This is a genomic window from Thalassotalea sp. Sam97 (assembly GCF_041379765.1).
In the GTDB taxonomy this organism is placed as follows: Bacteria; Pseudomonadota; Gammaproteobacteria; order Enterobacterales; family Alteromonadaceae; genus Thalassotalea_A; species Thalassotalea_A maritima.
Genome location: NZ_CP166919.1, coordinates 724,661 through 742,870, shown reverse-complemented (window position 1 = coordinate 742,870; position 18,210 = coordinate 724,661). Strand labels below are relative to the sequence as shown.

The following is an 18,210-nucleotide window of genomic DNA, read 5'->3' as shown; positions in this document are numbered from 1 at the left end:
CTGAATACCCAAAATTAAGGTACAAAAAAGCCTTGGTAAAAACCAAGGCTTCATCGAACAACAAATAAAACGTCGCTTATGGACGGTAAACTTTTACGTTCATAAAGCCGTTATCGTGCAATAACAAGGCTTGTAACTTACTCATAACACCACGGTCGCAATACAATAGATACGTTTTATCTTGTGGCAAATCACCAAACTTAGTTGCTAACTTATAAAATGGAATATGCTCAACTTCGATATCATCTATTTCAAGCGGGTTAGCTTCTTCTTCTTCTGGGCTGCGAATATCTAAAATCACCTGATCATGACCTGCGCTATCAACAGTTTCAACTTCTTTTACTGTTTGAATTTCTTCTTCGGTTTCTTTGGCAATTTCTCTAATATCAATCACTTTAGCGTTGTCAACCACTTGATCGATAAGCGACATATCAAAGTTTTCTTCTTCAGCGATAATGCGTGATAATACTGCTTTAACCGTTGGCTTTTGTGAAATCACACCACAGTATTCCGGCATGGTTTTGGCAAAATCTTCGGTGCCAATCTCGCGAGCAATATCAATAATATCTTGCTTATCGTAAACCGTTAACGGACGCAAAATCAGCTTTTCGGTTACACGGTCAATAACGCCTAGGTTTGTTAGTGTTTGACTTGATACCTGCCCCAACGCTTCACCAGTAACCAATGCCTCAATACCTAATTTATCGGCTACTTTGGTCGCTGCGCGCATCATCATACGTTTTAGTACAACGCCCATTTGGCCGTTATCGATTTTCTCTAAAATCTCAGCGACAATTGGCTCAAAATCTACCGAAATAAATTTCACTTTGTGTGAAGCACTGTATTTATTCCACAAGTAGTAACTAACTTGCTTTACGCCAACTTCATGAGCGCTGCCACCTAGGTTAAAGAAACAAAAATGAGTACGCGCACCTTTTTTGATCATTTGATAGCTTGAAACACCTGAGTCAAAACCACCAGACATCAACGACAATACGTCTTCTTGAGTTGGAATAGGAAAACCACCGAGTGCTTTATGGCGCTCACTGATAATAAATAGCTTGTCGCCGTTAACTTCAATACGAATGGTTACATCTGGCTTTTTCAGCTGCACACGTGCCGATTCGACGTTTTGGTTTAAACCACCGCCAACGTATTGCTCTAACTCCAGCGAGGTGAAGTCATGCTGGCCAGTACGTTTAGCACGCACACAGAACGACTTATTTTCAATGGTTTTGGCATGAACTTGTAACGTTTTTTCGAAAATGTCGTGTAACGAATCAAACTCAAACTCAACCACTTCTAAAAAGTGGGTAAGCCCAGGAATACACTTTAACGTTTTGATCAACGTTAGGCGGTTTTCTTCCGAGGTATTTTTGCTGGTTACTTCAATGTTATCCCAGTTCATTTTGGTGCGGACATCTTCATCAACACGGCGTAATACGTTCTTAATATTCGACTCAAGAATCTTAGTAAAACGCTTACGTACTGGACGTGATTTGACCGTAATTTCAGGCTGTAACTTTACGATAAATTTCATTATCAAAACCAATCAGTTAAAAATCGGGGCGCATTATACACTATGCAGCAACAGAAGTGTTACCAACAATGTAAACGTCAGTATTTAAAGGATATACCATTTGTCGTGAATACAGGTTAAAATGGCCGATTAATAATGAAGTAGATCGATTTTCGTTTCGATACGACAAAGGTGGTTAGCGTGAAAAAGCCTGAAAATCAAAGCTTTGAAGAATCCATTAATGAACTAGAGCAAATCGTCACTAGCCTAGAGCAGGGTGACTTGTCATTAGAAGATTCAATGAAAATGTTTGAGCGTGGCCTGGCATTGAGCCAAGCAAGCCAACAGAAGTTAGAAAAAGCAGAGCAAAAAATCCAAATTCTTATGGATAAAGGCGGCGAACAAACCTTAGTCGACTTTAACCAAGCGGATAACACAGACGTCTAATGCAACTAGAAAACCTCGCACACTACCAACAGCGAATTGACGTTTTTTTGGAGCGTCAACTTGCCTCTATTGAGCGTAACGACGAGCAATTATTTGAAGCCATGCGATATGGCTTGCTGATTGGCGGTAAACGTATGCGCCCATATTTAGCATATGTTACCGGTGACATGTTAAGCCTAGAACTTGACGATATCGATCCTATTGCTGCGGCTATCGAATGTATTCATGCCTACTCATTAATCCACGATGACCTACCAGCAATGGACGATGATGCACTGCGTCGCGGTAAGCCGACATGTCATATTAAATTTGATGAAGCGACAGCGATATTAGCAGGCGATGCGTTGCAATCGTTAGCGTTTGATATCTTAGCTAACCACAGCTTTAAAACGATCGACAGCGCGACCGTGGTGCGTTTAGTCGCTATGTTAAGTAAAGCTGCCGGTTATCAAGGCATGTGTGGTGGTCAAGCCATGGACTTAGCTGCTACCGACAAGCAAGTATCATTAGAACACTTGCAAACCATTCATAAATTAAAGACGGGTGCTTTATTGCAAGCATCCATACTCATGCCGGCAACATGTCGACAAGACTTGCCTGCGGAAACATATCAAGGTCTGCTACACTTTGCACAGCAGATCGGTTTAGCCTATCAGGTACATGATGACATTATCGACATCACCGGTACGGAAGAAACCTTAGGCAAACCAGCAGGATCTGATCTTCAGGCGAATAAGTCTACGTATCCTGCTTTATTAGGGCTCGATGGTGCCATTAAAAAAGAGCAGCAATTATTTGAACAAGCAATTACAGCTTTACAAGGCCTGCCATTTAACACCTCTACCCTTGCCGATTTTTCAAGTTTTATTATTAAACGTGCACATTAAGAATTATTAAATTATGACTATAGATTTGTCTGATTACCCATTACTGGCAAAAATTGACGAGCCTGCGCAGCTACGCGAGTTTGCGCAAGAAGACTTGAGACAGATCAGCGATGAACTGCGCAGTTACCTGCTTAACTCAGTAAGTAAAAGTAGTGGTCACTTTGCCTCTGGTTTAGGTGCAATTGAATTAACTGTTGCTCTACACTACGTCTACAACTCTCCGTTTGATAATATTATTTGGGATGTAGGCCACCAAGCCTATCCACACAAAATATTAACGGGTCGTCGTGATCAATTGCACACTATCCGTCAAAAAGATGGCTTACACCCTTTCCCATGGCGTGAAGAAAGCAAGTACGATGTACTGAGTGTTGGTCATTCAAGCACCTCCATTTCGGCAGCACTAGGGATGACTGTGGCGGCCGAAAAAGAAGGTAAAGGCCGTAAAACTGTTGCCGTTATTGGCGATGGTGCGATGACCGCCGGTATGGCATTTGAAGCGCTAAACCACGGTGGTGATATTCATAAAGATATGCTTATCGTACTTAACGATAACGAAATGAGTATTTCTGAAAACGTCGGCGCCCTAAACAACCACTTGGCAAAACTATTGTCAGGTAGCCTTTATACTGGTCTTCGCGAAAGCTCGAAGCGTATTTTAAATTCGATCCCGCCAATTAAAGAACTTGCCTCACGTGCCGAAGAACACTTAAAAGGCATGGTGGTACCATCAACCTTCTTTGAAGAACTAGGCTTTAACTACATTGGCCCTATCGATGGTCATGATGTAGACGGCTTGGTTGATACCATGCGTAATATGCGAAACCTTAAAGGCCCACAAATTTTGCATGTGGTGACACGCAAAGGTAAGGGCTACGAGCAAGCAGAACAAGACCCTATCAAATACCATGCGGTACCTAAGTTTGATCCAGCGAGCCAAAGTTTACCGAAAAGCGCACCAAGCTTACCAACCTACTCAAAAATTTTTGGTGATTGGTTGTGTGAAATGGCCAGCAACGATGACAAGCTAGTAGCAATCACCCCTGCTATGCGCGAAGGCTCTGGTATGGTTGAGTTTAGTCAGCGTTTCCCTGACAAATACTTTGATGTGGCTATCGCTGAACAACATGCAGTTACCTTTGGTGCCGGCTTGGCTATTGGCGGTAACAATCCTGTCGTTGCTATCTACTCAAGCTTTTTACAGCGCGCTTACGACCAGCTTATTCACGATGTGGCAATACAAAACTTACCGGTATTGTTTGCTATTGATCGTGCCGGCGTAGTTGGAGCAGATGGCCCTACGCACCAAGGCGCATACGATTTAAGTTTTATGCGCTGCATCCCTAACATGGTCATCATGTGTCCATCAAATGAAGCGGAATGCCGCTTAATGCTAAGCACAGGCCATAAACATAATGGTCCTGCGGCGGTACGCTACCCACGCGGAAATGCAGTCGGTGTCGAGTTACCAAGCATCGATGAGACCATTGAAATTGGTAAAGGCGTGGTGAAACGAGATGGTGAGAATATTGCCATTTTATCGTTTGGCACAATGTTGGGCGCGGCAACACAAGCGGCTGATAAGCTTAACGCAACCTTAGTCGATATGCGTTTTGTTAAACCTCTTGATCAGCAGATGATCACTGAATTAGCCAAAACACATAGCCACTTTGTCACTGTTGAAGACAATGCTATTGCTGGTGGTGCAGGCTCTGCTGTTAACGAGTACATGCTAGCGCAAGGCTTAACAAGCAAGTTGCTTAATATTGGCCTGCCAGATGAATTCATCAAGCACGGCACCCAAGATGAAATTCATCACGAGCTCGGTTTAGATAGTGAAGGTATTGTTAAGCAAATAAATGCTTTTATAAACTAATTGCGTTTAACGCTGATCCCTCCCTAAAGCCCTGAACTTGTTCAGGGCTTTTTTCTTATAAAACAAAATCCTATCATCATTTCAAAAAACATATTGTTACCCGTTCAGCATGAGTAAAGCTGACAATCGGGCTGATACAGGCTATTATTCTCACACTAGCTATAAAGTCGCTTGCGCTAAACTAAGTAGCTAGCAAATAAGCAGTAAGGAATTAGAGAGGACACATGGCAGGTACCAGCTTATTAACACTACTCGATAAAATCGCCGTTGCTCTTGACGACATAGCCGTAATGACTAAAGTCGCAGCAAAGAAAACTGCCGGCGTACTTGGCGATGACCTCGCCTTAAACGCCCAGCAAGTACAAGGGGTGAGAGCAGAGCGCGAATTACCCGTGGTGTGGGCCGTTGCTAAAGGGTCGTTTATTAATAAGCTCATCTTAGTGCCAGCTGCCTTACTGATAAGTGCCTTTGCGCCGGTGTTAATCAACCCATTACTGATGATTGGTGGCTTATTTCTTTGTTATGAAGGCGTAGAAAAGCTTGTCCATACTTGGTTGGTCGGCAAAGAGAAAATGGAGCAAGAACACAAGCAAGATCTGCAAGCACTGGTCGATGAATCCGTAGACATGGTCGAGTATGAAAAGGACAAAATCCAAGGCGCGATTAAAACCGATTTTATTCTTTCTGCCGAAATTATCGTCATTGCCTTAGGCACTGTCACCGATAAGTCGTTAATAGAACAAGCAAGCGTGATCTCCCTCATCGCCATATTAATTACCGTTGGTGTTTATGGCTTAGTCGCTGCCATTGTCAAGCTTGATGATATGGGCCTTTATTTAGTAAACAAACCTAATGCAGGCAAACTCAGCACCGGTTTAGGTAAGGGTTTACTCGCCTTCGCCCCTAAATTAATGAAGACGTTAGCCATCGTAGGTACAGCGGCGATGTTTTTAGTCGGTGGTGGCATTATCGTGCATGGCATCCCAACGTTGCATCATATGGTGGAAGATCTCTACGCTAAATTTCCTGGTTGGGATATGCTTACCGGCTCGCTCAGTAACTTCACCACAGGTATTATTGCGGGTACAATTGTTTTATCGGTAGTACAAGTCATAGAAAAAGTGCGTAGTAAAAAAACAGCGTCTTAAAAAACATAATCACAGGAGGATATTTCTCACATTCCTCCTGCTATTTTACCAATAATCTTACTTTACAGATTTTTGCTAATCATCTGAAATTCATTCCCTATCATAGAGTTAGCTAAGCATATCGCCTCATGCCGCACTACAGTAACGTTTTTCCCTCAATGATTGCGCCGTTTTAATCAATTTTTTAGTGCTATTTATCGGCTCTATACGGCCTTACTTCAACTAAACTTTGGGGTGATGATGGTATCAAGAACCGCGTTTTGTGAGGTATTTATTATGAACGTACGACGCACTCTTGTATCTGTGACCACATTATTTTTAAGCTTTAACGTATTGGCAGATGACGTTGGATATCGTTTTATTGCTGGTGATGACTCACGTTATACACACATGTGTGTCAAAGCTGGTAATAATGATCTCGATGGTTTAAAGAAAATGCTATATCACGATTTCGATCCTAGATCAGATACAGTTAACACCCTTTACTGCAATGGACAGCTCATCTCTCACTTCTCCGCCCATTACGGTGCGGCAGACACAGCCAAGTATTTGAATAAATTTTCATCATGGAAAAACAGGCTGCCCAAAGATGTGCGGCAAAAGATCGACCTAGCCAAACACCAGGATGATGCGACACAGCTTATAACCCTAGTCGTGACAAGCAGACAGCGGTAAGTATTACTACACAATTTCGTTGTGTGCATTCACATACTAAACCGTAACACTAAGTCCTGTAACACTAAGTCGCATAATAGCAATAACATATACGAAAAAGCCGAGTCGCTCTAAAACGACTCGGCTTTATATAGTTCTTTTTGAGAGCGCTAAAGCTTACTCTGAAATGTATTCAACAATTTCTAAGCCAAAACCACCTAGTGAATGGTACTTGCTCTGTGACGTTAACAAACGCATTTTACTCACACCTAAGTTAGCTAAAATCTGCGAACCGACACCAACGTTACGAGAACCAACGTGCTTAACGACTTCATTAATTTCTTCGCCAGTATCCTGCGCGGCGTATTTTCGTACTTGCTCAAGCAGCTGCTGTGGTGATTCGTGTTTACCTAGTAACACCAATACCCCGCCTTCATTGCCGATTTTTTCTAAGGCGTTGTGAATTGGCCAAGTATTTTTACTATCTCGAGTAGAAAATAGTAAATCACGGAAGGTGTTTTCTAAGTGGACACGAACCAATGTAGGCTCATCCGCTTTGATTTCACCTTTGGTTAAGGCAAAGTGTGTCATGCCATCAATCGTATCGGTAAAGGCGACTAAGTCAAACTCACCATATTGAGTAGGCAACTTACATTCACTTACTCGGCTAATAGTGGTTTCGGTTGCGTTGCGATATTCAATTAAATCAGCAATCGTGCCCATTTTCACGCCATGCTTTTCGGCAATAACTTCTAAATCAGGGCGGCGCGCCATAGTGCCATCTTCGTTAAGAATTTCAACAATCACAGCGGCAGGTTCAAAACCGGCCAAACGGGCTAAATCAACACCGGCTTCGGTATGACCTGCACGGTTTAATACACCACCATCTTTAGCAATAAGCGGGAATATATGACCCGGTTGCACAATAGAGCGATGATCTGCATCCGCATCACAGGCCGCCAAAATGGTTGTTGCACGGTCAGCTGCTGAAATACCTGTGGTAACACCACGCGCAGCTTCAATAGAAACCGTAAAGTTGGTGGTGAACTGTGCATCATTTTTATCAACCATTAATGGTAATTTAAGTTTTTCGCACTTTTCACGTGACATAGGTAAGCAAATCAAGCCTCGACCGTGTGTCGCCATAAAGTTGATGGCTTCTGGCGTAACCATTTCCGCGGCCATAATGAAGTCACCTTCATTCTCGCGATCTTCATCATCAACCAAAATAACCATTTTGCCTTGTCTGATGTCTTCAATGATCTCTTGTGGGGTATTTAACTTCATATTCCTAACCTTTCATAAAACCGCTTTTCATTAGCAGCTCTTCTGTAACACCAGAGCTTGTTTGCACTGGCTCATTTTGACACAACAATAAACGCTCTAAATAACGCGCCATAACATCTACTTCAAGATTCACCATAGTGCCTACTTGATAGCCACTAATAATAGTCTCTTGCGTTGTATGTGGCACTATCGTTAAACGGAACTGACCATCACTCAACGAATTCACCGTAAGCGAAGTACCATCAATCGTCACTGAACCTTTTTCGGCAATATACTGGCGTAGTTCACTCGGTATTTCTAGCCAGTATTCAACAGCATTGCCTACCTGTTTTATTTGTTTAATTTGTGCGACACCATCAACATGGCCACTAACAATATGCCCACCAAAACGGGTGGTTGGTAACATGGCCTTTTCAAGGTTAACCTTTTGCCCGACTTTGTAATGGGCAAAACCTGTGCGCGTTAATGTCTCGACAGAAACATCAGCGCTATAGCTGTGCTGATCGAAGTCGACTACCGTTAAACATATACCGTTGGTAGCAATCGAGTCGCCTAACTTAACATCACTCATGTCAAGTTTACCAACATTAACCGTAATGCGTGCGCCCGAGGCATTGATATCGATAGCACCAATCGTACCAACCGCTTCAATAATTCCGGTAAACATAGTAATTCCTAAATTCTTATCGTTAATCTGATGCCGTTACTTGTCGCTATTGATCATTTTTAACATGACAAATAAAACGGACATCGTCGCCTATTTTGCGAATATCATTTATTTCTAACGCAATAGCCTGTGCTAGTGTGTCGAGTTCAGGTATATCTACTAAGCCAAGCGCAGCATCAGCCATTAATTTCGGTGCTTGATAAAGCACTAACTCATCAACTAACTGAGCTTTAAAAAATGCCCCACTAAGGACTCGACCGCTTTCTAGCCAAAGCTCATTAAAGCCACGCTTTGCTAATTGCTTCACTAAATCACAAAGGTCCGCTTGGCCATCTTTTTCCTTGACCAGCAACTGCTCTACAAAATGAGGCCAAACTACTGAGTTTTCAAGATTATGCCCAGCAATACGTACCAAGATTATCGGCGACTCTATAGAGAATAGCGCTAAATCAGGAGATAAACGTTGCTTGGTATCAATAATAACTCGAACCGGTTGACGAACTGTTTGCTCAGTAGCTAGCTTGAATGCATCACTGTCGCCATGCAAATACAGCTGTTCAGCTCTAACGTTTAATCTCGCATCATCGGTAAGTACGGTATCGGCGCCGCTAATAATCGCACAGCTTCGAGCGCGATAATGTTGTACATCGGCGCGTGCAGCTGAGCCGGTAATCCACTTACTCTCTCCGCTAGCCATCGCCGTTTTGCCATCAAGACTTGCTGCCAATTTACAGCGAACTAATGGTTTTCCTGTTACCATGCGTTGAATAAAACCAGGATTTAACTCCCGGCATGCTTGTTCAAGCACCGGACCTACACACTCGATTCCCGCTTCTTTTAGCATAGCTATGCCACGTCCTGACACCAATGGATTAGGATCTTGCATGCCATAAACCACTCGGGTGATGCCGGCATCAATCAAACCTTTAGCACACGGTGGTGTACGACCATAATGACTACACGGCTCTAAAGTGACATATGCCGTAGCACCACGAGCATCATCTCCTGCATCACGTATCGCATTCACTTCTGCATGGCCACTCCCAGCCTTCAGGTGGTAACCTTGGCCGACTATACCGCCATCTTTTACTAAAACACAACCCACACGAGGATTAGGTGATGTTGTGTATAAACCATGTTTTGCTAGCTGAACCGCTAGCTGCATAAAATGTTCGTGTGTATTAACCATGCTATGTTTTTTGCAGTGTGGCTTTTGCTCGCTGATTTCGCGAACGTGAAAGAGAGCTTATATTGACTGAATCGTTAATCATCACCCAAACGTGCGATTTCTTCACCAAATTCGCGAATATCTTCAAATGAGCGATAGACCGAAGCAAAGCGCACATAAGCGACTTTATCTAAGCCTTTTAGCTCATCCATCAGAATACTACCAAGTAATTCACTTTGCACCTCACGCTCGCCAGTAGCACGCAACTTCGATTTAAGGTTGTTAATTGAGCGCTCAATACTTTCAATACTTACTGGGCGCTTTTCAAGAGCTCGTAACAAGCCACTGCGCAATTTATCGTCATTAAACGGTTCGCGGGAACCATCGCGCTTAATAATACGTGGCATGACCAGTTCTGCACCTTCAAAGGTGGTAAAGCGCTCTTTGCATTCAAGGCATTCGCGACGACGGCGTACTTGATGGCCGTCACTGACTAAACGAGAGTCGATGACCTTAGTTTCAGTTGCTGCACAAAACGGACAATACATGATATTTCAGCTCATAAAGTTTCTTGGCGTCACTTTAGCAAAATAAAAAACGTAGCTCTATGTTTTTATTAATCAGCGAAAACCAGTAGCACAAACAAAAATTAAAAATATTAACGTCAGAGACAAAAATGGCCGCATGAAGCGGCCATTTTATCGATAATGAGGTTATCTGCTATTAGGCATAAACTGGGAAGCGTGAACAAAGCTCGATAACTTTTTCACGAACCGCGTCAATCGTCGCTTCGTTATTAATGTCATCAAGGATATCACAGATCCAAGCAGTAAGCTCTGCCGTTTCTGCTTCACCAAAACCACGACGAGTAATTGCTGGAGTACCTAAACGCAAACCTGAGGTAACAAACGGTGAACGAGGGTCATTTGGTACCGAGTTTTTGTTTACGGTGATAAACGCGCGGCCAAGCGCTGCATCAGCGTCTTTACCCGTGATATCTTTATCGATTAGATCAAGAAGTAACAAGTGGTTTTCTGTACCATTTGAAACAACTTTATAGCCACGCTCTTGTAATACGCGAACCATGGTCTTAGCGTTGCTTAATACGTTTTGTTGATACTCTTTAAACTCTGGCGCTAATGCTTCTTTAAATGCTACCGCTTTCGCTGCGATGATGTGCATTAATGGGCCACCTTGGCCACCAGGGAATACCGCTGAGTTAAGCTTTTTGTAAATGGCTTCGTCGCCACATGCCGATAAGATAAGACCGCCACGAGGACCCGCTAATGTTTTATGAGTAGTCGTAGTCACAACGTGCGCATGTGGTAGTGGGTTCGGGTATAAACCCGCTGCGATAAGGCCTGCAACGTGGGCCATATCAACCATAAGGTAAGCGCCCACTTTGTCAGCGATTTCACGGAAACGCGCCCAATCAACGATACCAGAGAATGCAGAGAAACCAGCAACGATCATCTCAGGCTTGTGCTCTAGTGCTAAACGCTCAACTTCTTCGTAGTCGATATCGCCAGTTTCTGGGTGTAGACCGTACTGAATTGGCTCGTACATTTTACCAGAGAAGTTAACGCCACTACCGTGAGTTAAGTGACCACCGTGTGCTAGGCTCATACCTAAAACTTTAGCGCCTGGCGTACAAAGCGCCATAAATACCGCAGAGTTTGCTTGTGAACCTGCGTGCGGCTGTACGTTAGCGTAATCTGCGCCGAATAGCTCACAAGCACGTTTGATAGCTAACTCTTCAGCGATGTCAACGAACTCACAACCGCCGTAGTAACGCTTACCAGGGTAACCTTCAGCGTATTTGTTAGTTAATTGTGAGCCTTGAGCTTCTAATACGCGTGGACTTGTGTAGTTTTCTGACGCGATAAGTTCGATATGATGCTCTTGACGCTCTACTTCTTTGGTCATTGCGTCGTACAACTCTGGGTCGAAGTCAGCAATATTCATATCACGAGTTAGCATGGATTTTCCCTCTGATTAATCTAATGAAGATGTGTAATTATTAGTCATATTTATAGTTGCATATTTTGCCCGATCAGGCAGACGTTGTACACGGTAAATTGCCTTTATTTTTGTGGCTTCCGAGGGATTTACAATTCAAGAGGGTAAAAACAACAAAGGCCCGAACGGGCCTTTGCATAATGAGCGTATAGAAGAGCGTGATTAGTGGTTTTCAGACACCATATTAACGGTGTACTTAGGGATCTCTACCACTAAGTCTTCGTCAGCGATTACCGCCTGACAACCTAACCGCGACTCGGGCTCTAGACCCCATGCTTTATCTAGCATGTCGTCTTCTAATTCATCGCTTTCTTCAAGTGAGTCAAAGCCTTCGCGAACAATCATGTGGCATGTGGTACAAGCACATACTTTTTCACAAGCGTGCTCAACGTGGATCTGATTGCGAAGCGCAACATCTAATAGCGTTTCGCCAGTTTCAGCTTCTACCGCTAAACCTTCAGGGCAAAGTTCATCGTTTGGAAGAAAAATAACTTGTGGCATGATTAAACCTCATCTACCGAATGACCCGCTAAAGCGGTACGGATTGACGCATCCATACGGCGCTCAGCAAAAGTCGCTGTAATCGTATCAACCGAGGCAATAGCAGCTTCAATTGCATCTACATCGTCACCTTGACTGATTTTTAATAATTGGGCAAGTGCGCTGGCTATGTCTTGACGCTCTTGCTCTGATAACAAGCGTTCGCCATCTTCAGCAAGTGCCGCGCTAACGCTTTCATGTACGCGAGCCGCTTCAACTTGCTGCTCTTTTAACATGCGTGCATCCATGTCTTGTTTGGCATTGCTCATCGACTCTTTCAGCATATTGATGATATCGTCTTCTTCAAGACCAAACGACGGCTTAACTTCGATTGACGCTTCAACGCCTGTTGATTTTTCCATTGCGCTAACGCTTAAAAGGCCATCGGCATCGACTTTAAACGTGACGCGAATATGGGCAGCACCGGCAGTCATTGCAGGAATGCCACGCAATTCAAAACGCGCTAATGAACGACAATCGTCAACCAATTCTCGTTCACCTTGCAGTACGTGAATCGCCATAGCGGTTTGACCATCTTTAAAGGTAGTAAACTCTTGTGCGCGAGCAACAGGAATAGTCGTGTTACGCGGAATAACCTTCTCAACAAGACCGCCCATGGTTTCTAAGCCTAGTGACAGAGGTGTTACGTCAAGCAGTAGCATTTCACTGTCAGGCTTGTTGCCAACTAAAACATCGGCTTGAATGGCGGCACCAATAGCAACGACTTTATCAGGGTCGATTGATGTTAATGGCTGCTTTTTGAAAAAGTTAGCAACCTCTTCACGAACTAAAGGTACGCGCGTTGAACCACCAACCATAACAACTTCAATCACTTCATCGGCAGTCACGCCTGCGTCTTTTAATGAGCGACGGCAAGCGCGCAGAGTTTGGCTCACTAATGGCTTGATTAACGTGTTAAAGGTATCGCGAGTAACCGCAAAGTTTAGTTTATCACCCGACTCTAGAGTTAGCTGGCAATCTGTACTTTCGCTTGCAGATAGTGCTTCTTTAACCGCTGTTGCTTGCATTAGAACTTGACGCTCTAACGAGTTAGACAATGGGCGTGTTAACCCTGCTTGAGCAATAATATGGTCCGCTAAGGCATGGTCAAAATCATCACCACCTAGAGCAGAATCTCCGCCAGTTGCCATCACCTCAAACACGCCTTTATTTAGGCGTAGAATAGAGATATCAAAGGTACCACCACCTAAGTCATATACGGCGATAACACCTTCTTGACCGCTATCTAAACCGTAAGCTACGGCAGCTGCGGTTGGCTCGTTTAGTAAGCGCAGTACATTAACACCCGCTAAGGTTGCCGCATCTTTGGTACTTTGACGCTGTGCATCGTCAAAGTAAGCAGGCACGGTAATAACCACACCTTGCAACTCACCACCTAATGACATTTGTGCACGCTGGCTTAATGCCTTGAGGATTTCCGCAGATACTTGTACTGGATTTTTCGCGCCAACCCGGGTGTTAATTGATGGGTGCGATGGCTCACCACAAAATTCATATGGCAACGAAGGGTATTTGCTTTGAATATCACTCAATGAACGACCAATTAAGCGCTTGGCCGATACTATGGTGTTTTCTGGATCGCTGATTGCGTGCTGTTTAGCAGCAAGACCGACAAGCGTTTGCTCTGCTTGATAGCTTACAATCGAAGGAAGAATGTCTTGGCCACTTGCGTCAACCAAGGTTTTAGGAAGACCGCTCATCACCGTTGCCACCAACGAATTGGTGGTGCCAAGGTCAATACCCGCGGCTAATTTATGCTGATGCGGTACGCTGCTTTGCCCCGGCTCAGCAATCTGTAGTAATGCCATAATATTGTCTATTTAACTCGTTATTAATCGAACAGGTTATCTTCAATGCGTTCAAGTTCTACATTCAATTTATAATAAAACTTAAACTTACGTAACGTTTCTGCAGCCTGTGTATTATCTTGTTCTGTATCTTTGCTTATCTGCGCTTTTAACTGTTGCCATAAATGCTGAGATTGCACATCTAAACACTCTTGTGCTGCAAATAATGCGGCATCAACATCGTTAGCATGTTCAATGTCCGCTAACATCTCACGCAGTTCCATTTGCTGCATTAAAAATTCGACATCAGCAAAGCTTTGTTGCTCTGAAGGCAACTCAGTGCCACGCAAGGTCAACAGATATTCGCCACGTGATATTGGATTTTTAAGTGTTTGAAACGCGTCATTAATTTCAGCAGATTTTTGCACTGCTAGCATTTGCTCTTTAGCAGAAGAATGCGCAAAACGGTCCGGGTGGACCGTTTTTTGTAACGCTTGATAAGTGGCAGATAACTCGGCACTATCAATATCAAATTCGGCTTTTAAACCAAACAGTTGAAAATAATTCAAAGGTCAAGTCCCGAAGCCATTACACACTGAAGCTTTCACCACACCCACATTCGCCTTTGGCGTTAGGGTTGGTAAACTTAAAGCCTTCATTAAGACCTTCTTTGACGAAATCAAGCTCAGTACCATCAAGGTGAACAAGTGATTTGCCATCAACGATGATCTGTACTCCGTCAACATTGAACACGGCATCGTCGGCATTAAGCTCATCGACAAACTCAAGAACGTACGCCAAACCAGAGCAACCAGTGGTTTTTACACCAAGGCGCAGGCCAACGCCTGAACCTCGGTTAAGCAAAAACGTTTTTACGCGCTCTGACGCCGCTGGGGTCATCGTAATCGCCATAGCTTAAGCTTCTTGTTTTGCTTTGTAGTCGTCAATCGCAGCTTTAATTGCATCTTCCGCTAGGATTGAACAGTGAATTTTTACTGGCGGTAATGCTAATTCTTCAGCGATGGCGGTGTTTTTGATTTCCGCAGCTTCTTCAATCGACTTACCTTTAACCCACTCAGTTACTAGCGAGCTTGATGCAATTGCACTACCACAACCGTATGTTTTGAACTTAGCGTCTTCGATAATGCCTTGCTCGTCGATTTTTAATTGTAGTTTCATTACATCACCACATGCTGGTGCGCCAACCATACCCGTTGCTACTGAAGGGTCGTTTTTATCAAATGAACCTACGTTGCGCGGGTTTTCGTAATGATCGATTACTTTTTCACTATAAGCCATAATTTACCTCAAACTTGTTAACTAATGTCTTGCCGTTGCCAGACTTAGTGTGCAACCCACTCTACTTTCTCTAAATCAACGCCGTCTTGGAACATTTCCCAAAGTGGCGACATTTCACGTAAGTGATTAATTGCTTTTTGGATTAACTCAATTGCGTAGTCCACTTCTTCTTCTTTGGTGAAACGACCAAAACTAAAGCGGATTGAGCTGTGTGCCAATTCATCATTCAAGCCTAATGCTCGAAGTACGTATGATGGCTCTAAACTTGCTGAAGTACATGCCGAACCTGATGACACTGCTAAGTCTTTCAGTGACATAATTAACGACTCACCTTCAACAAAGTTGAAACTTACATTTAGGTTACCAGGGTAACGCTGATCAAAATCACCGTTTACAAATACCTGCTCCATATCTTTGATGCCGTTCCATAAACGGTCACGCATGGCGATAACGTGCTCAAGATCTTGTTGCATCTCTTCTTTCGCAATACGACATGCTTCACCAAAACCAACGATTTGGTGAGTAGCTAAGGTACCACTGCGCATACCACGCTCGTGACCACCACCGTGCATTTGTGCTTCTAAGCGAATACGTGGCTTACGGCGCACATAAAGAGCACCAATACCTTTAGGGCCGTACATTTTGTGTGCAGAAATAGATAACAAATCTACTTTTAACGCTTGCATGTCGACAGGGATTTTACCTGCTGATTGCGCTGCATCAACGTGGAAAATGATTTTACGAGAGCGACATAATTCACCGATTTTCTCGATGTCTTGGATCACGCCAATTTCATTGTTTACGTGCATGATAGATACCAAAACAGTATCGTCGCGCATCGCCGCTTCTAACTTAGCTAAATCAATTAAGCCGTTTGCTTCAGGGTCTAGGTAAGTAACCTCATAACCTTGACGTTCAAGTTCGCGACAAGTATCTAAAACGGCTTTGTGTTCAGTTTTAGACGTGATGATATGCTTACCTTTTTTATGGTAAAAATGTGCTGCACCTTTAATCGCTAAGTTGTTTGATTCGGTCGCACCCGATGTAAAAACAATCTCACGAGGATCCGCATTGATTAAGTCAGCAATATCATTACGAGCGATATCTACCGCTTCTTCTGCTTGCCAACCAAATTTGTGCGAGCGCGATGCTGGGTTACCAAAAAAGCCGTCATTGGTCATGTATTGCATCATCTTTTCAGCAACACGTTTATCAACAGGTGTTGTTGCTGAGTAGTCAAGATAAATAGGTAGCTTCATCAATAATTCTCTCTAATTCACCGATTGGTAAATTTACCAATCGTTCATAATACTTTTCGTTGAAATAACGGTACCAATAGTCTTTTGTTGAGCCCCTTGATGGTTGCTCATGTACTGCGCATCTTGGCGCTCTGATACCTGTTGCACATCGCCTTGTTTAACCAGTTCACTTAAACTGATACCACTTAAAAAATCAGCGATACGCTCACTTAAATCGTTCCACAAATTGTGGGTAAGGCATTTATGGCCGCCTTGACAATTACCTTGTCCCTGACAACGGGTCGCATCAACGCTTTCATCAACTGCATTAATGACATCAGCAACAGCAATCTGTGCTGAGCAACGACCTAAACGATAGCCACCACCAGGTCCTCTGACGCTGCTAACCAATCCATGTTTGCGCAATTTTGAGAACAGCTGTTCTAAGTACGACAAGGATATGCCTTGACGCTCGGAAATATCAGCCAGGGGCACAGGACCACTTTCCGCGTGGATAGCAACATCCAGCATCGCAGTTACTGCGTAACGACCTTTTGAAGTCAATTTCATTAGTTCACCCTGAAGTTAAAACCCCTAAACAAAACGCCAAGCGTTTACAGTTTCTTACAAAGCTAAGGGGTGTTTAGCGCAAATTATGTGGCAAAATATCGCCTGGTTGAATAAAACACAGCGCATTTTACTTATCCGCATAAAATAGTCAACTAAATACCCGAGTAAAACAATCAATTAAATACCCGACTATTTTACTCAGGTTTTATCCATACGGCAAGTTTAAATTTTAGGATCGAATTTTTCTCGCTCTAACTGCCGACGCTTAGCAGCATCTTGTTCGGCTTCAGCAAATTCGCTAACGTGAAGTTCGGGTAACTCTTCTTCACAGACGTTACCACCGAGTTTATTGAGCTCACAGCTCATTTCTTTAAGTTTGGCATCCATTAAATGGACGTGATCGAGCACTCGACCGATGGCTTTGGCAACAGGATCGGGATTATCTGTTGATACGGCGTATGCATCAAAACCATATTTACTGGCCAGTTCATTACGCTTTTGTAATTCGGGATCGTTACTATTGCTAACGACGCGTCCGGGAATACCAACCACGGTGGCGCTCTCAGGCACATCTTTAACAACCACAGCGTTAGAACCAATTCTGGCGTTGTTGCCAACGTTTAGTGGGCCAAGCACTTTGGCACCGGCACCAATAACAACGTTGTTACCTAGTGTTGGATGACGTTTACCGGCGTTCCAACTGGTACCACCTAACGTAACACCGTGATAAACGGTACAGTCATCACCGATTTCGGCGGTTTCACCAATCACTATACCCATGCCATGGTCGATAAAAAAACGTCGTCCAATTGTCGCCCCAGGATGAATTTCAACCCCGGTAAGCCAACGTAAAATAGTCGATACCGTACGCGCCAACCATTTTAAATTTTTTTGCCATAACCAATGCGATATACAGTGTCCCCAAATCGCATGCAAACCCGGATAATTGGTGAGCACCTCAAAGGTATTGCGCGCTGCAGGGTCGCGATCAAATACACTGCTTATATCTTCTTTAATTCTGGCAAACATATAAATCCTTAAATAATAAGACTGTTAATTGAGTGTTATTATCAACAACCCTAT

Annotated in this window: 19 protein-coding genes; 5 read left to right on the top strand and 14 right to left on the bottom strand. The window is 43.5% G+C overall.

Annotation, left to right across the window (positions count from 1 at the left end):
* Window positions 1-76 precede the first annotated feature (76 nt).
* Window positions 77-1,540 carry a tRNA uracil 4-sulfurtransferase ThiI gene (thiI, locus tag ACAX20_RS03275; RefSeq protein ID WP_371188577.1) on the bottom strand — a complete coding sequence of 488 codons (1,464 nt, stop codon included), beginning with the start codon at window positions 1,538-1,540 and terminating at the stop codon, window positions 77-79.
* Window positions 1,541-1,720: 180 nt separating this feature from the next.
* On the opposite strand from thiI, the gene ACAX20_RS03270 reads away from it, so the two are divergent.
* From ACAX20_RS03270 to ACAX20_RS03250, 5 genes are all read left to right on the top strand, one after another.
* Window positions 1,721-1,966 (top strand): exodeoxyribonuclease VII small subunit, encoded by a 246-nt coding sequence (locus ACAX20_RS03270; RefSeq protein ID WP_371188575.1) that lies wholly within the window; start codon window positions 1,721-1,723, stop codon window positions 1,964-1,966.
* The gene (gene ispA / locus ACAX20_RS03265) at window positions 1,966-2,853 is read left to right on the top strand and encodes a (2E,6E)-farnesyl diphosphate synthase (RefSeq protein WP_371188573.1); all 888 of its coding nucleotides are present in this window, start codon (window positions 1,966-1,968) and stop codon (window positions 2,851-2,853) included. Before ACAX20_RS03270 ends, ispA begins: the two co-directional genes overlap by 1 nt.
* A gap of 13 nt (window positions 2,854-2,866) precedes the next feature.
* Window positions 2,867-4,729 (top strand): 1-deoxy-D-xylulose-5-phosphate synthase, encoded by a 1,863-nt coding sequence (dxs, locus tag ACAX20_RS03260; protein WP_371188571.1) that lies wholly within the window; start codon window positions 2,867-2,869, stop codon window positions 4,727-4,729.
* 224 nt (window positions 4,730-4,953) lie between these two features.
* Window positions 4,954-5,877, top strand: coding sequence for a DUF808 domain-containing protein (locus ACAX20_RS03255; RefSeq protein WP_371188569.1), 924 nt, complete (start codon window positions 4,954-4,956; stop codon window positions 5,875-5,877).
* A 276-nt stretch (window positions 5,878-6,153) separates the two neighbouring features.
* Window positions 6,154-6,552, top strand: a complete 399-nt coding sequence (locus ACAX20_RS03250; protein ID WP_371188567.1) for a hypothetical protein — start codon at window positions 6,154-6,156, stop codon at window positions 6,550-6,552.
* A 156-nt stretch (window positions 6,553-6,708) separates the two neighbouring features.
* On the opposite strand, the gene ribBA is transcribed toward ACAX20_RS03250, so the two are convergent.
* The 13 genes from ribBA to cysE all read right to left on the bottom strand — a co-directional run bounded on the left by ribBA (window position 6,709) and on the right by cysE (window position 18,156).
* On the bottom strand, window positions 6,709-7,818 hold the full coding sequence (ribBA, locus tag ACAX20_RS03245; protein ID WP_371188565.1) for a bifunctional 3,4-dihydroxy-2-butanone-4-phosphate synthase/GTP cyclohydrolase II: 1,110 nt from the start codon (window positions 7,816-7,818) through the stop codon (window positions 6,709-6,711).
* Between the two features lie 4 nt (window positions 7,819-7,822).
* The gene (locus ACAX20_RS03240; RefSeq protein ID WP_371188563.1) at window positions 7,823-8,485 is read right to left on the bottom strand and encodes a riboflavin synthase; all 663 of its coding nucleotides are present in this window, start codon (window positions 8,483-8,485) and stop codon (window positions 7,823-7,825) included.
* 46 nt (window positions 8,486-8,531) lie between these two features.
* Window positions 8,532-9,674, bottom strand: a complete 1,143-nt coding sequence (gene ribD / locus ACAX20_RS03235) for a bifunctional diaminohydroxyphosphoribosylaminopyrimidine deaminase/5-amino-6-(5-phosphoribosylamino)uracil reductase RibD (protein WP_371188561.1) — start codon at window positions 9,672-9,674, stop codon at window positions 8,532-8,534.
* A 74-nt stretch (window positions 9,675-9,748) separates the two neighbouring features.
* Window positions 9,749-10,201, bottom strand: a complete 453-nt coding sequence (nrdR, locus tag ACAX20_RS03230; protein ID WP_371188559.1) for a transcriptional regulator NrdR — start codon at window positions 10,199-10,201, stop codon at window positions 9,749-9,751.
* Between the two features lie 175 nt (window positions 10,202-10,376).
* On the bottom strand, window positions 10,377-11,633 hold the full coding sequence (gene glyA, locus ACAX20_RS03225; protein ID WP_371188557.1) for a serine hydroxymethyltransferase: 1,257 nt from the start codon (window positions 11,631-11,633) through the stop codon (window positions 10,377-10,379).
* Window positions 11,634-11,834: 201 nt separating this feature from the next.
* Window positions 11,835-12,173: an ISC system 2Fe-2S type ferredoxin gene (fdx, locus tag ACAX20_RS03220; protein ID WP_371188556.1), complete on the bottom strand. Its 339-nt coding sequence runs from the start codon at window positions 12,171-12,173 to the stop codon at window positions 11,835-11,837.
* A 2-nt stretch (window positions 12,174-12,175) separates the two neighbouring features.
* Window positions 12,176-14,041: a Fe-S protein assembly chaperone HscA gene (gene hscA / locus ACAX20_RS03215; protein WP_371188554.1), complete on the bottom strand. Its 1,866-nt coding sequence runs from the start codon at window positions 14,039-14,041 to the stop codon at window positions 12,176-12,178.
* 23 nt (window positions 14,042-14,064) lie between these two features.
* Window positions 14,065-14,589, bottom strand: a complete 525-nt coding sequence (gene hscB, locus ACAX20_RS03210; protein ID WP_371188552.1) for a co-chaperone HscB — start codon at window positions 14,587-14,589, stop codon at window positions 14,065-14,067.
* Window positions 14,590-14,608: 19 nt separating this feature from the next.
* The gene (gene iscA / locus ACAX20_RS03205) at window positions 14,609-14,932 is read right to left on the bottom strand and encodes an iron-sulfur cluster assembly protein IscA (RefSeq protein ID WP_371188550.1); all 324 of its coding nucleotides are present in this window, start codon (window positions 14,930-14,932) and stop codon (window positions 14,609-14,611) included.
* A gap of 3 nt (window positions 14,933-14,935) precedes the next feature.
* Window positions 14,936-15,319, bottom strand: a complete 384-nt coding sequence (iscU, locus tag ACAX20_RS03200; RefSeq protein ID WP_371188549.1) for a Fe-S cluster assembly scaffold IscU — start codon at window positions 15,317-15,319, stop codon at window positions 14,936-14,938.
* 44 nt (window positions 15,320-15,363) lie between these two features.
* The gene (locus ACAX20_RS03195) at window positions 15,364-16,578 is read right to left on the bottom strand and encodes an IscS subfamily cysteine desulfurase (protein WP_371188547.1); all 1,215 of its coding nucleotides are present in this window, start codon (window positions 16,576-16,578) and stop codon (window positions 15,364-15,366) included.
* 33 nt (window positions 16,579-16,611) lie between these two features.
* Window positions 16,612-17,127: a Fe-S cluster assembly transcriptional regulator IscR gene (gene iscR, locus ACAX20_RS03190; protein ID WP_371188545.1), complete on the bottom strand. Its 516-nt coding sequence runs from the start codon at window positions 17,125-17,127 to the stop codon at window positions 16,612-16,614.
* A gap of 222 nt (window positions 17,128-17,349) precedes the next feature.
* On the bottom strand, window positions 17,350-18,156 hold the full coding sequence (gene cysE, locus ACAX20_RS03185) for a serine O-acetyltransferase (RefSeq protein WP_371188544.1): 807 nt from the start codon (window positions 18,154-18,156) through the stop codon (window positions 17,350-17,352).
* Window positions 18,157-18,210: the final 54 nt, after the last annotated feature.